A 16,153-nucleotide genomic window follows, 5' to 3' on the forward strand; every position below is an offset into this window, starting at 1 on the left:
GTGGATGTGGCGGCGGTGAATGGTCCGGAGTCGGTGGTGGTCTCCGGGGTGGAGGCGGAGGTTTTGCGGGTTGCGGAGGAGTTGGCTTCGCGGGGCCGTAAGTGCCGGCGGTTGCGGGTGTCGCATGCGTTTCATTCGCCGTTGGTGGAGCCGGTGTTGGAGGCGTTCGGTGAGGTGGCGGGGTCGCTGACGTATCGGGTGCCGTTGTTGCCGGTGGTGTCGAATGTGACCGGGGAGCGGGTGGAGGAGTTCTCGGCGGGTTATTGGGTGGAGCATGTGCGGGCGGCGGTGCGTTTCGGTGATGGTGTGCGTCATCTGGTCGGGCAGGGTGTGACGCATTTTCTGGAGTTGGGTCCGCAGGGTGTTCTCACGAGCATGGTCCAGGAGAATCTGGGCGACGATTTCGATGGTCTTCTGACGCCGGTGCTGCGGAAGGGTCGTCCGGAGCCGGAGGCGTTCGTGACGGCGTTGGCGGAGGCGTGGACGCGTGGTGTGCCCGTCGAGTGGGACAGCCTGTTCCATAGCACCGCCACCCGGCATGTCGACCTGCCCACCTACCCCTTCCAGCACCAGCGCTACTGGCTCGAAGCCACTCCCGCATCCCCGGTCCCCGCCACCGCCCAGGACGCTGTGGACGCCCAGTTCTGGGAGGCCGTCGAGCGGGAGGATCTGGAGGCTCTCACGGGCACGCTGCGACTCCCCGACGAGCAGCCGCTCCGTGAGGTGCTGCCGGCGCTCGCCGACTGGCGGCGGGACCGGCGTGAGCAGTCCACGTTGGACTCCTGGCGGTACCGGATCGTGTGGAAGGCGGCGCCCGAGGCGGGCGTTCCGCGTCTCACCGGACGTTGGCTGATCGTCGTACCGGAAGGGGTCGAAGCGGCCGAGGTGCTCGCCGCGCAGGCGGCCGAGGCGCTCGCCGCGCACGGGGCGGAGACCACCGAACTGCGCCTCGACGCCACCGGCGCCGACCGTGCCTCCTGGGCCGAGCGGCTCGCCTCCACGGTGTCGGAGGACCTGACCGGAACGCTCTCGCTGCTCCCGCTCGACGCCCGCCCGCACCGCGCGCACCCCGCGGTCAGCGCTGCCGTCGCCGCGACCGCCGCCCTCGCGCAGGCGCTCGGCGATGCGGGCATCGGTGCCCCGCTGTGGAACCTGACCTGCGGCGGCGTCTCCACCGGCCACGGCGACGCGGCTGCCGACACCACCGGCACCCAGGCACAGGCATGGGCGCTCGGGCGGGTCGCCGCGCTGGAGTACCCGGACCGGTGGGGCGGCCTCGTCGACGTGCCCGCGGAGATCGACGAGCGGGCCGGTGCGCGGCTCGCCGCCGTCCTCGGTCAGCAGGCAGGTGAGGAGCATGAGGACCAGGTGGCCGTACGGGCCTCCGGGACGCTGGTCCGGCGGCTGCGCCGGGCGCCCGTGCCCGCCGACCGGGCCCGCACCCCGTGGCGGCCCGACGGCGCGGGCACCGTTCTGATCACCGGCGGTACCGGCGCCCTCGGCAGCCGACTCGCCCGCTGGCTCGCCGGGAACGGCGCCCGGCACCTGCTGCTGACCAGCAGGCGCGGCCCGGACGCACCGGGTGCCGCCGAACTCGTCGAGGAATTAAGGCAGTCGGGGGCCGAGGCCCGAGCGGTCGCCTGTGACGTGGCCGACCGTGAGCAGCTTGCGGCGCTGCTCGCCTCCGTACCCGCCGAACGGCCGCTCACCGCGGTCGTGCACGCGGCCGGTGTGTCCGACAGCGCGTTCATGGACGACGTCACGGCCGAGCACCTGGCGCAGGTGCTGCGGCCCAAGGCGGTCGCGGCCGACCTGGTCGACGAGCTGACGCGTCAACTCGGGCTGGACCTGCGGGCCTTCGTCCTGTTCGCGTCCAGCGCCGGCATGTGGGGCAGTGGCGGCCAGGCCGCGTACGCCGCGGCCAACGCCCATCTCGACGCACTCGCCGAACGCCGGCGGGCCGACGGGCTCGCCGCCACCGCGGTCGCCTGGGGCCCCTGGGCCGAGGCCGGCATGGCCGCCTCCGAGGACATCGACGACCACCTGCGCCGCCGCGGCGTCATCGGCATCGCGCCGGACACCGCCGTCGCCGCGCTGCAGCAGGCCCTCGACCTCGACGAGACCTGCGTCGGTGTCGCCGACGTCGACTGGTCGCTGTTCGCCCCCACCTACACGGCCCTGCGGCACAGCGCGCTGATCAGCGAACTGCCGGAGGTGCGGCAGGCGTTGGCGGACGAGGTGCCCGAACGCAGCACGGCCGCCGCCGAGTCGGCCTCCGCGCTGCGCCACCGCCTCGCCGCCACCCCGGCCGCCGAACAGGAACACCTCCTGATCGAGTTGGTCCGCGAACACGCCGCCGCCGTCCTCGGCCACCGCGGCACCGACGCCGTACAGGCGGCACGGCCCTTCAAGGACCTCGGCTTCGATTCGCTCACCGCCGTGGAACTGCGGAACCGGATCGCCGCCGAGACCGGCCTGAAGCTCTCCGCGACCCTCCTCTTCGACCACCCCAACCCGGCTGCCCTCGCCAAGGACCTGCGCATCCGGCTGCTCGACGGCGAGGTCGACACCGACACCTCGGTCCTCGCCGACCTCGACCGCATCGACGCCGCGCTCACCCGGCTCGGCCCCGACGACGCCACCCGCCACCGCATCGCGGGACGCCTCCAGGTGCTGCTCTCCAAGTGGGGCACCGAAAGCGGCCGCGAGCCCGCCGCGGGCGACAGCCACCACGAGCTCGCCGATGCCTCGGCGGACGAGATCTTCGCGCTCATCCATGACGAGCTCGGCAAGTCGTAGACGTGCCGGAACGCCACCCAAGGAGCCCCAGCGCCATGGACCGCCAGACGGACCGCCACAGCCAGACGGACAACGAACAGAAGCTGCTCGACCACCTGCGGTGGGTGACGGCCGAACTCAAGCAGGCCCGGCAGCGGCTGCGCGAGGCAGAGGCCGTCGAGCCGGAGCCGGTCGCCGTCGTCGCCATGGCCTGCCGCTACCCCGGTGGCGTGACCAGCCCCGAGGACCTGTGGCAGCTCGTGCGGGACGGCCGCGACGCCGTCAGCGGCTTCCCCACCGACCGCGGCTGGGACCTCGACGCCCTCTACGACCCCGACCCCGACCGGCTCGGCACCAGCTATGTGCGCGAGGGCGGATTCGTGCACGACGCGGGCGACTTCGACGCCGAGTTCTTCGGCATCTCGCCCCGCGAGGCGCTCGCCATGGACCCGCAGCAACGGCTCCTCCTCGAAACCACCTGGGAAGCCTTCGAGCGCGCCGGACTCGACCCCGGCGACCTCACCGGCAGCCGCACCGGCGTGTTCGTCGGCACCACCTACGCCGGCTACGGCAACGCCCGCCCCGACACCCCCGGCGCGGCCGAGAACGTCGAAGGCCACCTGATGACCGGCATCGCCACCGCCGTCGCCTCCGGCCGCCTCGCCTACACCTTCGGCCTGGAAGGCCCCGCCCTCTCGGTCGACACCATGTGCTCCTCGTCCCTCGTCGCCCTCCACCTCGCGGTGCAGTCCCTGCGCCGCGGCGAGTGCACCCTCGCTCTCGCGGGCGGCGCGCAGATCATGGCGACACCGGACGTGTACGTCGAGTTCAGCCGGCAGCGAGGGCTGTCGCCCGACGGCCGCTGCAAGCCGTTCGCCGCCGCCGCCGCCGGCACCGGCTGGTCCGAGGGCGCCGGCGTCCTCCTCCTGGAGAAGCTCTCCGACGCCCGCCGCAACGGCCACCGCGTCCTGGCCGTCGTCCGCGGCTCCGCCGTCAACCAGGACGGCGCCTCCAACGGCCTCACCGCGCCCAACGGCCCCTCCCAGGTCCGCGTCATCGAGGCCGCCCTCGCCGACGCCCGCCTCGCCCCCCACCAGGTCGACCTCGTCGAGGCGCACGGCACCGGCACCACCCTCGGCGACCCCATCGAAGCCCAGGCCCTGCTCGCCGCCTACGGACAGAACCGCGCCGCGGACCGCCCGCTGCACCTCGGCTCCGTCAAGTCGAACATCGGCCACGCGGCCGCCGCGGCCGGCGTCGCCGGAGTGATCAAGGCCGTCATGGCCGTACGCGAAGGGGTCCTGCCGCGCACGCTGCACATCGACGCACCGACGCCCGAGGTCGACTGGTCGGCCGGCGCGGTGGAACTCCTCACCGAGGAACGCTCCTGGCCCACCGCCGACGGCCCCCGCACCGCCGCCGTCTCCTCGTTCGGCGCCAGCGGGACGAACGCCCACGTCATCGTGCAGGCCGCGCCGCCCGCCCCCGAGCCACCACGGCAGCCGGAGCAGACCGCCCCCCTCCTGGGGGACACCCCGGCCCCCTGGATCGTCTCCGGCCGCGGCACGAAAGGCCTGCGGGCCCAGGCTGCCCGGTTGCGTGATTTCGTCGGGCGGCGGCCGGGGTTGGTGTCTGGTGCGGTGGCGCGTGCGTTGGTGGGGACGCGGGCCGGGTTGGAGCAGCGGGGTGTGGTGGTGGCGGGGGACCGGGAGGGGTTCCTGGCCGGGTTGTCGGCGTTGGTCGAGGGCCGGCCGGGGGTGGTCACGGGGTCGGTGCTGAAGGGTGCGGACCGTCCGGTGTTCGTGTTTCCGGGGCAGGGGTCGCAGTGGGTGGGGATGGCGGTGGAGCTGTATGAGGCTTCGCCGGTGTTCGCCGCGCGGCTGGAGGAGTGTGCGCGGGCGCTGTCGGGGTTCGTGGGCTGGTCGCTGCTGGATGTGCTGCGGGGTGTCGAGGGCGCGCCTGGGTTTGACCGGGTGGATGTGGTGCAGCCGGTGTTGTGGGCGGTGATGGTGTCGCTTGCGGAGTTGTGGCGGTCGGTGGGGGTGGAGCCTGCCGCGGTGGTGGGTCACTCGCAGGGGGAGATCGCTGCCGCCGCCGTCGCGGGTGTGCTGAGCCTGGAGGACGCGGCGAAGGTGTCCGCTCTCCGTGCCCGTGCGCTGATCGCATTGGCGGGTAAGGGCGGGATGGTGTCCGTGGCGGACACCGCGGACGCCGTTCGGGAGCGGATCACGGCCTTCGGTGACCGGTTGGCTCTGGCTTCGGTCAACGGCCCGCAGTCCACGGTCGTTTCGGGGGAGCCCGAGGCGCTGGAGGAGCTGATGGCGGCCTGCGAGGCGGACGGTGTGCGCGCCCGTCGTATCAACGTGGACTACGCCTCGCACGGTCCGCAGGTCGAGCTGATCCGTGATGAGGTGGTCGGCCTGCTGGACGGGATCCGGCCGCGCACCGCGCAGGTGCCGTTCTTCTCCACTGTCACCGGTGCTTTCGTGGACGGCGCGGAGCTGGACGCCGAGTACTGGTACACGAACCTGCGCACGACGGTCCGTTTCCAGGAGGCCGTGGAGGGGCTGTTGGCTCGCGGGCATGGTCTGTTCGTCGAGGCCAGTGCGCACCCGGTGCTGACGATCGGCGTGCAGGAGAGCATCGACGCCTCCGGGGCGACCGCGGTGACTGTCGGCACCCTGCGCCGTGACGAGGGCGGCCCGCAGCGCTTCCTGGCCTCCCTCGCCGAGGCCTGGGTCCACGGCGCCAAGGTCGACTGGCAGGCAGTGCAGGGACGAACACAGGGGGAATCCGACGTAGACCTGCCCACCTACGCCTTCCAGCGCGAGCGCTACTGGCTGCACCCTGCCGCCGCCGACACCGCTCCCGGTGCTCCCGTCGTCGACGCGGTCGAGGCCGGGTTCTGGGACGCGGTCGAGGGCGGGGACGTCGCCTCGCTCGCCGGGACGCTCGGACTCGGCGACACCGGACATCTTGAGGGGGTGCTGCCCGCGCTCGCCGAGTGGCGGCGCGGGCGGCGGGAGCGGACCGAACTGGACGGGCTGCGGTACCGCGTCGAGTGGAAGCACCGGCCCGACCTCACCCCGGTCGCCCTCTCCGGCACCTGGCTGCTCGCTGTGCCGCAGGACGGGCACGAGGAGACCGCGGCGGCCTGTGCCGAGGCGCTGACCGCTCACGGGGCCCTGGTACGACGGCTCGTCCTCGACCCCGCACGGGCCGCGCGCGCAGCGTGGGCCGAGCAGGTGGCGGCCGAAGAGGGGCCCTTCGCCGGGGTGCTCTCGCTGCTGGCCCTCGACGAGCGGCCGCACGCCGAGCAGACGGCGGTGCCCGCAGGGCTGGCCGGCACCCTCGCTCTGGCCCAGGCCCTGAACGACGCCGGCCTCGACGTTCCCCTGTGGGCCGCGACCCGGGGCGCTGTCGCGGCCGGGCCGGAGGACGCGCCGCACAGTCCCGTGCAGGCGCAGGTGTGGGGCCTCGGTCTGGTCGCCGCGCTGGAGCACCCCCAGAGCTGGGGCGGCCTGGTGGATCTGCCGGGCGAGCTGGACGAGTCCGCCCGGGCACGTCTCGCCGGTCTGCTGGGCGCTCCCGACGGGGAGGACCAGGTCGCGCTGCGCACCACCGGGACGTACGTCCGCAGGCTGGCCCGCGCCCCGCTGCCGGACGGCGAGCCCGCCCGGCCCTGGCAGGCCGGGGGCACCGTTCTCGTCACCGGAGCCGGCGGCCCGCTGGGCGCCGCGGCGGCCCGGCAGCTCGCCGCGCAAGGTGCCCGGCGTCTGCTGTTCACCGTGCCTGCCGGCGCGGACCTCACGGACCTCGGGGACCTCGTCGGGGAGCTGACGGCGGACGGCGTCACCGTGGCCGTCGTGGAGTGGGACGGCACCGACACCGCCGCCCTCGCCGCCGCCGTGGCGCGCGAGGAGGCGGCCGGGGCGCCGGTCCGCACCGTCGTCCACACCGACACCCACCTCGAACTGGCCCCGGTCGCCGCCACCACCGTCGACCAGCTCGCCGCCACCCTCGCCGCGCGGGTCGAACCGGCCCGCGCCCTGGACGAGGTGTTCGGCGGGGACGGCCGGGAGCTCGACGCGTTCGTGCTGTTCTCCTCCGTCACCGGGTCCTGGGGCGGTGGCGAGCACGCCGCGTTCGCCGCGGCCGCCGCGCACCTCGACGCCCTCGCCCAGCGGCGCCGTGCCCGCGGGCTGCCCGCGACCTCCGTCGCCTGGGGCGTGTGGGACCTGTTCGACGCGGACACCCATCCCGAGGAGGCCGCCGAACTGCAGCAGCGCTCCGTGCGCCGCGGACTGCCGCTGCTCGCGGCGGACACCGCGGGCCGCGCGCTGCGCGCCGTACTCGACCACCACGACCAGACGGCCGTCGCGGTCGCCGACGTCGACTGGGACCGGTTCCTGCCGCTGTTCACCTCCTCCCGCGCCGCCCGCCTTCTGGAGGACATCCCGGAGGTGCGCCGCCTGCGCGGCGCCGCCCGGGCCGACGCCAAGGACGGTGCCGCGGGCGGGGCCGTGGGGGAGCTGCGGCAGAAACTCGCCGAACTCTCCCCGACCGAGCAGGACCGCATACTCGCCGACCTGGTCTGCGAGCACGCCGCCGCCGTCCTGGGTCACGCGTCGGCCGCCGCCGTCGACGCCGAACGTCCCTTCAAGGACCTCGGCTTCGACTCCCTGACCGCCGTGGGACTGCGCAATGGCCTCGGCGCGGCCACCGGCCTGACCCTGCCCGCCACGGTCGTCTTCGACTACCCGACGCCCGCCGCCCTCGCCGACTACCTCCGCGAGCACCTCCTCGGCGAACCCGGACAGCAGGAGGCCACCGCGGCCACCGTGCACAGCGGACTCGACCGCATCGAGACGGACCTGCTCTCGCTCGCCCTCGGCCAGGACGAACGCAGGGACCTCACCCGGCGCCTGGAGTCCCTGCTCGCCCGGTGGAAGGAGGCACAGCCCACCGAGGACGGCGAATCCGTCGGCGAACAGCTCGACACCGCCTCCGACGACGAGATCTTCGCCTTCATCCACCGCGAGTTCGGCAGGCCCGAGTGACCGGGGAGAGACCGGGCCGGGACGCCGCCCGGCGCCCCGCCGACCATCCCGAACGTCCTTCCCGCCCGTGCACCGCGCCCCACCTCAACCAGAGAGGCCCGAGAGGTCCCCATGGCGACTGAAGACAAGCTCCGCGAATACCTCAAGTGGGTCACCACCGATCTGCACGAGACGCGTCGGCGCCTGCGCGAGGTCGAGGACGCCGGGCACGAACCGATCGCCATCGTCGGCATGGCCTGCCGCTTCCCCGGCGGTGTCGCCTCCCCCGAGGACCTGTGGCGCCTGGTCACCGAGGGCGGCGACGCCATCGGCGACTTCCCCGACGACCGCGGCTGGGACCTCGACGCCCTCTACGACCCCGACCCCGACGCCCCCGGCCGCACCTACGTGCGCGAGGGCGGATTCCTCTACGACGCCGGCCACTTCGACCCCTCCGTGTTCGGCATCTCCCCGCGCGAGGCGCTCGCCATGGACCCGCAGCAGCGGCTCGTCCTGGAGACCGCCTGGGAGGCGCTGGAGCGCGCCGGCATCGACCCGCTGTCCGTCAAGGGCAGCCGCACCGGCACCTTCATCGGCTGCTACAACCTCGACTACTGCTGGTCACTGCCCGAGATCCCCGAAGGCTACGAGGGCCATCTGACCACCGGCAGCGCCGCCAGCGTCGTCTCCGGCCGCATCGCGTACACCTTCGGACTCGAAGGCCCGGCCGTCTCCGTCGACACCGCCTGCTCCTCCGGACTGGTCGCGCTCCACATGGCCGCACAGTCGCTCCGCCGCGACGAGTGCGGCATGGCGCTCGTCGGCGGTGTCACCGTCATGTCGACCCCGCTGGAGTTCATCGGCTACAGCGAGCAGCGCGGAATGGCCGCCGACGGCCGCTGCAAGGCCTTCTCCGCCGGCGCCGACGGCATGGCCCTGGCCGAGGGCGCTGGCATCCTCCTTGTCGAGCGCCTCTCCGACGCCGTCCGCAACGGGCACCCCGTGCTCGCGGTCGTCCGCGGCTCCGCCACCAACCAGGACGGCGCCTCCAACGGCCTGACCGCCCCCAACGGCCCCTCCCAGCAGCGCGTCATCAAGCAGGCCATCGCCGACGCCCGCCTCTCCACGCAGGACGTCGACGTCGTCGAGGCGCACGGCACCGGCACCGCCCTCGGCGACCCCATCGAGGCCCAGGCCCTGCTCGCCACCTACGGCCGCAACCGGCCCGGCGACCGGCCCCTGTGGCTCGGCTCCGTGAAGTCCAACATCGGCCACACCCAGGCCGCTTCGGGCATCGCCGGAGTCATGAAGATGGTCATGGCCCTCCACCACGGCGTCCTGCCCCGGACCCTGCACGTCACCGAACCGTCCCCCCACATCGACTGGAGCTCCGGCGCCGTCGAACTCCTCACCGACGAACGCCCCTGGCCCGAGGTCGACCGCCCCCGCCGTGCCGCCGTCTCCTCCTTCGGTATCAGCGGCACCAACGCGCACGTCATCCTCGAACAGCACCTCCCCGAGGACACCGCTCCCGACGACACCGCTCCCGAGGACGTCGCTCCCGAGGACGTCGCTCCGGAGGAGGAGTCCCCCGCGGCGGAACCCGCCGTCGGCGGCGGTCTCATCCCCTGGCCCGTCTCGGCCCGCACCCCGAACGCCCTCCAAGGACAGGCCGCTCGGTTGCGTGATTTCGTCGGGCGGCGGCCGGAGGTGGCGTCGGGTGCGGTGGCGCGTGCGTTGGTGGGGACGCGGGCCGGGTTGGAGCAGCGGGGTGTGGTGGTGGCGGGGGACCGGGAGGGGTTCCTGGCCGGGTTGTCGGCGTTGGTCGAGGGCCGGCCGGGGGTGGTCACGGGGTCGGTGCTGAAGGGTGCGGACCGTCCGGTGTTCGTGTTTCCGGGTCAGGGGTCGCAGTGGGTGGGGATGGCGGTGGAGCTGTACGGGGCTTCGCCGGTGTTCGCGGCCCGGCTGGAGGAGTGCGCGCAGGCTCTCTCCGAGTACGTGGGCTGGTCGCTGCTGGACGTCCTGCGGGGTGTCGAGGGCGCTCCCGGTTTCGACCGGGTGGATGTGGTCCAGCCGGCGCTGTGGGCGGTGATGGTGTCGCTTGCGGAGTTGTGGCGGTCGGTGGGGGTGGAGCCTGCCGCGGTGGTGGGTCACTCGCAGGGCGAGATCGCTGCCGCCGCCGTGTCGGGTGTGCTGAGCCTGGAGGACGCGGCGAAGGTGTCCGCTCTCCGGGCTCGCGCGCTGATCGCTTTGGCGGGTAAGGGCGGGATGGTGTCGGTGGCGGACACTGCGGACGCCGTTCGGGAGCGGATCGCTTCTTTCGGTGACCGGTTGGCTCTGGCTTCTGTCAACGGCCCGCAGTCCACGGTCGTTTCGGGGGAGCCCGAGGCGCTGGAGGAGCTGATGGCGGCTTGCGAGGCGGACGGTGTGCGCGCCCGTCGTATCAACGTGGACTATGCCTCGCATTCCTCGCAGGTGGAGTCGATCCGTGATGAGGTGGTCGGCCTGCTGGACGGGATCCGGCCGCGCACCGCCGAGGTCCCCTTCTTCTCCACTGTCACTGGTGCTTTCGTGGACGGCGCGGAGCTGGACGCGGAGTACTGGTACACGAACCTGCGCACGACGGTCCGTTTCCAGGAGGCCGTGGAGGGGCTGTTGGCTCGCGGGCATGGTCTGTTCGTCGAGTCCAGTGCGCACCCGGTGCTGACGATCGGCGTGCAGGAGAGCATCGACGCCTCCGGGGCGACCGCGGTGACTGTCGGCACCCTGCGCCGTGACGAGGGCGGCCCGCAGCGCTTCCTGGCCTCCCTCGCCGAGGCCTGGGTCCATGGCGCCAAGGTCGACTGGCAGGCGCTGCTCGCCGGGCACGACGCCGCGCGGGTGGACCTGCCCACGTACGCCTTCCAGCGTGAGCGCTACTGGCTGGACATCGCCGCCACCGGCGCCGGTGATGTCACCGCGGCCGGGCTGGCCGCTGCGGACCACCCGCTGCTGGGGGCCGCGGTGCGGCTCGCGGAAGGGGACCAGGTGGTGCTCACCGGGCGGCTGTCGCTGCGGAGCCACCCGTGGCTCGCCGACCACGCCGTGAGCGGGACGGTGCTGCTGCCGGGCACCGCGTTCGTCGAACTCGCCGTACGCGCCGGGGACGAGACCGGGTGCACCACGCTCGACGAACTCACCCTGGAGGCGCCGCTGGTGCTGCCCGCCGAGGGCGGTGTCCGGCTGCAGACCGTCGTCGGGGCCGCCGAGGCGGACGGGCGGCGGCCGGTGGCGCTGTACTCGCTGCCCGAGGACGCCGCCGAGGACGCCGCCGAGGGCGTCGCCGGGGGCACCCCCTGGACGCGGCACGCCACCGGCCTGCTCGGTGCGGCGCCCCGGCCCGAGCCCCGGTTCGAGGCGGCCGTGTGGCCGCCGCCGGGCGCCGAGCCGGTCGGCCTGGAGGGCTTCTACGAGGCACTGGCCGCGACCGGATACACGTACGGCCCCGCCTTCCGCGGCCTGACCGGCGCCTGGCGGGACGGCGACGAGCTGTACGCGGAGGTCGTGCTCGACCCGGCGCACCACGACGAGGCCGCCCGTTTCGGGCTGCACCCGGCGCTCCTGGACGCCGCGCTGCACGCGGGCCTGGCGGCGCGCGGCGAGGACGACGGCGTACGGCTGCCGTTCTCGTGGAACGACGTCACCCTGTACGCGGTCGGCGCGACCGCGCTGCGCGCCCGTATCGCCCCGGCAGGGGACGGCGCCCGCCTGGAGCTGTCCGACGCGCAGGGCCGTCCCGTGGCGAGCGTCGGCTCCCTGGTGTCGCGGCCCGTGGACGCGGCCCGGCTCGACGACGACACGCGCCGCGTCCGGGAGAGCCTGTTCCGGCTGGACTGGAGCGCCACCGCGCCGGTGGAGGCGGCCGCCCCGCACGACTGGTTCGTGCTCGGCACCGACCGGCTGGGCGTGCTGGAGGCGTTCCAGGGCCTCGGTGTGTTCCCGCAGGTCTTCGACGACGTGACCGCTCTCGGCGAGGCCGTGGCCGCGGGGCTGCCCGCACCGTCGGTGGTGGTCCTGCCGCTGGGCGGTGAGCCGGGCGACGGCGTCGACCCCGCCGACGCCGCACGCACGGCCACCTCGGAGACGCTGAAGACTCTTCAGGAATGGTTCGAGCGGCCGGAGTTGGAGAGTGTGCGGCTCGCGGTCGTGACCCGGGGCGCGGTCGCCACCCGTACCGGTGAGGACGTCACCGACCTGCCGTATGCCGCCGCCCGCGGTCTCGTCCGCTCGGCCCAGGCCGAACAGCCGGGCCGGATCGTGCTCGTCGACCTGGACGCGGCTGACGAAGCGGCCGACGGCGCGGCCGACGATGCGGCCGGGCGGCTGCCCGCGGCGGTGGCCGCCGCGCTCGCCGCCGACGAGCCGCAGGCCGCCGTGCGTGGCGGTGACGTCCTGGTGCCGCGCCTCACCCGCGGCCGCACCTCCGGCGACCCGCTCGCGACGCCGCCCGGCGCACCCGCCTGGCAGCTCACCGCGGGCTCCGGCGGCACGCTGGACGGTCTGGCCCTGACGCCTGTCGCGGAACGCCCGCTCGCGGACGGTGAGATACGGGTGGCCGTGCGCGCGGCCGGCCTCAATTTCCGCGACGTCCTCATCGCACTCGGCATGTACCCGGGGAACGCCGCCATGGGCAACGAGGGCGCCGGCGTCGTCACCGAGGTCGGCCCCGGCGTCGACGGCCTGAAGGCCGGAGACCGGGTGATGGGCCCTTTCCCGGGCTCCTTCGGACCGCGGACGGTCACCGACCGGCGTCTGGCGGTCCGCGTCCCGGACGGCTGGGACTTCGAACGGGCCGCGTCCGTGCCGACCGCGTTCCTCACCGCGTACTACGGGCTGGTCGACCTGGCCGGGCTGCGGGCGGGTGAGCGGGTGCTGGTGCACGCGGCCGCGGGCGGTGTGGGCATGGCGGCGGTGCGGATCGCCCGGCACCTGGGCGCCGAGGTGTTCGGCACGGCGAGCGAGGGCAAGTGGGACGCGCTGCGCGCCCTCGGCCTGGACGACGACCACATCGCCTCCTCCCGTGACACCTCCTTCGAGGAGAAGTTCCCCGCGATGGACGTCGTACTGAACTCGCTGTCCGGTGACCTCGTCGACGCTTCCCTGAGCCTGCTCGGCGAGGGCGGCCGGTTCATCGAGATGGGCAAGACCGACGTGCGCGACCCGCAGCAGGTCGCCGCCGCGCACCCGGGCGTCGGCTACCGGGCCTTCGACCTGGCGGAAGCCGGGCCCGACCGGTCCGCCGAGATCCTCGCCGCCCTCGTGGGGCACTTCGAGGCGGGTGACCTCGCGCCGCTTCCGGTGCGGGCGTGGGACGTGCGGCGTGCTGCGGAGGCGTTCCGGTTCATGAGTCAGGCCCGGCACACGGGCAAGCTCGTCCTTTCCGTCCCGCAGGACTGGGATGCGGAGGGCACGGTGCTGGTCACGGGTGGTACCGGCACGCTGGGTGCGCTGCTGGCCCGGCATCTGGTCGTCCGGCACGGGGTGCGGCATCTGCTGCTCACCAGCCGGCGGGGCCCGGACGCGCCGGGTGCCGCCGAACTCGTGCGGGAACTGGGTGAGTTGGGGGCCGAGGTGACCGTGGCCGCCTGTGATGTCGCGGACCGTGGGGAGCTGGCCGCGCTGCTGGGCACGGTCCCCGCCGGCCGGCCGCTGACCGGTGTCGTGCACACCGCCGGTGTCCTGGACGACGGCGTCCTCGGCTCGCTGGACGCCGAACGCGTCGAACACGTGATGCGGCCCAAGGCGGACGCGGCCTGGCATCTTCACGAGCTCACCCGCGACCTCGACCTGACCGCGTTCGTGCTGTTCTCCTCCGCCGCCGGTGTCCTCGGCGGCCCGGGACAGGGCAACTACGCCGCCGCCAACGCCTTCCTCGACGCGCTCGCCCACCACCGCGCCGCCCGGGGACTGCCCGCCACCTCCCTGGCCTGGGGCCTGTGGGGCGAGGCCAGCGGCATGACCGGGCACCTGTCCGAGGACGACGTCCAGCGCATGGCACGCTCCGGCATGGCGGCGTTCCCCGCCGCCGACGGACTCGCCCTGTTCGACGCCGGCCGCGCCGCCGGGGCGCCCCTGCTGCTGCCCGTGCGCCTGGACCCGGCGGCCCTGCGCACCATGGCCGCCACCGGGACCGTGCCCGCCCTGGCGCGCGGCCTGGTCCGCGCCCCGGCACGGCGCACCGTGGACGGCGCCGACGGCACGGGCGGCTCCGCGCTCGCCGCCCAGCTCGCCGCACTCACCCCCGACGACCGGCACCGCACGCTCCTGGACCTGGTGCGCACCCACGCGGCCGCCGTCCTCGGACACGGCGGAACCGATGCCGTCGGCGCCGAGAAGGCCTTCAAGGACCTCGGCTTCGACTCGCTGACCGCCGTCGAACTGCGCAACCGGCTCGGCGCCGCCACCGGCCTCCGGCTGCCCGCCACCGCGGTCTTCGACCACCCCACCCCGGCCGCCCTCGCCCGGCTGCTGCGCGCCGAACTCCTCGGCGACGCCGCCCAGGACGCCCCGCAGGACGCCCCGCGGCAGGACACCACACCCGTCGTGCCCGGCGACGCCGATCCCGTCGTCATCGTCGGCATGGCCTGCCGCTTCCCCGACGGCGCCGACTCGCCCGAGGCGCTGTGGCGGCTGGTCACCGAGGGTCGCGACGCCATCGGGCCGTTCCCCGCCGACCGCGGCTGGGACCTCGACCACCTCTACGACCCGGAGCCCGGCCTGCCCGGCCGCACCTACGTGCGCGAGGGCGGATTCCTGCACGGGGCAGGGCTGTTCGACCCCGAACTGTTCGGGATCTCGCCGCGCGAGGCGCTCGCCATGGACCCGCAGCAGCGGCTCGTCCTCGAAGGCGCCTGGGAGGCCTTCGAACGCGCCGGCATCGACCCGGCCGCCCTCAAGGGCAGCCGCACCGGCGTCTACGTCGGCGCCGTCCCCTCCGGATACGCCACCGAACTGCGGGAGATCCCCGACGGCGTCGAGGGCTACTTCGGCACCGGCCTGTCCAACAGCGTCATCTCCGGCCGCGTCGCCTACACCTTCGGCCTGGAGGGCCCCGCCGTCACGGTCGACACCGCCTGTTCCTCCTCACTGGTCGCCCTGCACCTCGCGACCCGCGCACTGCGGCAGGGCGAGTGCACCCTCGCCCTCGCGGGCGGCGTCGCCGTCATGGCGACCCCCGCCGAGTTCCTGGAATTCGGCCGGCAGCGCGCCCTCGCCGCCGACGGCCGCTGCAAGGCCTTCGCGGCCGCCGCCGACGGCACCTCCTTCTCCGAGGGCCTCGGCATGCTCCTGCTCGAACGGCTCTCCGACGCCCGCCGCAACGGCCACCGCGTCCTCGCGGTCGTCCGCGGCTCCGCCACCAACCAGGACGGCGCCTCCAACGGCCTGACCGCCCCCAACGGCCCCTCACAGCAGCGCGTCATCCGCGCCGCCCTCACCGACGCCCGGCTCTCCGCACGGGACGTCGACGCCGTCGAGGCGCACGGCACCGGCACCCGCCTCGGCGACCCCATCGAGGCTCACGCCCTGCTCGCCACCTACGGGCGGGGACGCCCCGCCGACCGGCCCCTGTGGCTCGGCTCCCTGAAGTCGAACATCGGCCACACCCAGGCCGTCTCCGGCGTCGCCGGCATCATCAAATCCGTCCTCGCCCTGCGCCACGGCGTCCTGCCCAGGACCCTGCACGTCGACGCCCCGTCCCCGCACATCGAGTGGGAGAACGGGGACGTCCGCCTCCTCACCGAGGACCGCACCTGGCCGGACACCGGGAACCCGCGCCGCATCGGCGTCTCCTCCTTCGGCATCAGCGGCACCAACGCGCACGTCATCCTGGAGCAGCCGCCCGCCGCACCCGAGACCGCCGACGACCGTGCCCCCGGCGACACCGGCCGGCCCGCCGTCGCCGGCGTCCTCGCGGCCACCGTGCCCTGGGTGCTCTCCGGCCGGAACCCGGCCGCCCTGCGCGACCAGGCCCGCCGCCTGCACGACCACCTGGCCGCCGACGTCGACCTGCCCCTCTCCGACGTCGCCCTCTCCCTCGCCACCACCCGCTCCCACCTGGAGCACCGCGCCGCCGTCGTCCTCGACAGCCGAGAGACCGCGCTGGCCGGCCTCGCGGCCCTCGCCGAGGACCGCACCGCAGACCACGTGACCAGCGGAGTGGCCGACCACGGAGCGGCCGACACCGGGGGGAAGGTGGTGTTTGTGTTCCCGGGGCAGGGGTCGCAGTGGGTGGGGATGGGGGTGGAGTTGCTGGATTCGTCGCCGGTGTTCGCGGCGGGGTTCGCGGAGGCGGCGGC

General features: G+C 74.4%; 3 protein-coding genes. All 3 read left to right on the forward strand.

Features of this window, described 5'->3' with window-relative positions:
- Positions 1 to 15: 15 nt before the first annotated feature.
- A complete protein-coding gene (locus tag ACH4ZX_RS39550; protein WP_398283659.1) occupies positions 16 to 2,799 on the forward strand; it encodes an SDR family NAD(P)-dependent oxidoreductase in 2,784 nt (927 codons plus the stop codon).
- Between the two features lie 2 nt (positions 2,800 to 2,801).
- A complete protein-coding gene (locus ACH4ZX_RS39555) occupies positions 2,802 to 7,838 on the forward strand; it encodes a type I polyketide synthase (protein ID WP_398283655.1) in 5,037 nt (1,678 codons plus the stop codon).
- Between the two features lie 111 nt (positions 7,839 to 7,949).
- Positions 7,950 to 16,153, forward strand: an 8,204-nt coding sequence (locus ACH4ZX_RS39560) for an SDR family NAD(P)-dependent oxidoreductase (RefSeq protein WP_398283657.1), incomplete at its 3' end; no start/stop codon positions are given.

Source organism: Streptomyces sp. NPDC020490 (assembly GCF_044335305.1).
GTDB lineage: Bacteria > Actinomycetota > Actinomycetes > Streptomycetales > Streptomycetaceae > Streptomyces.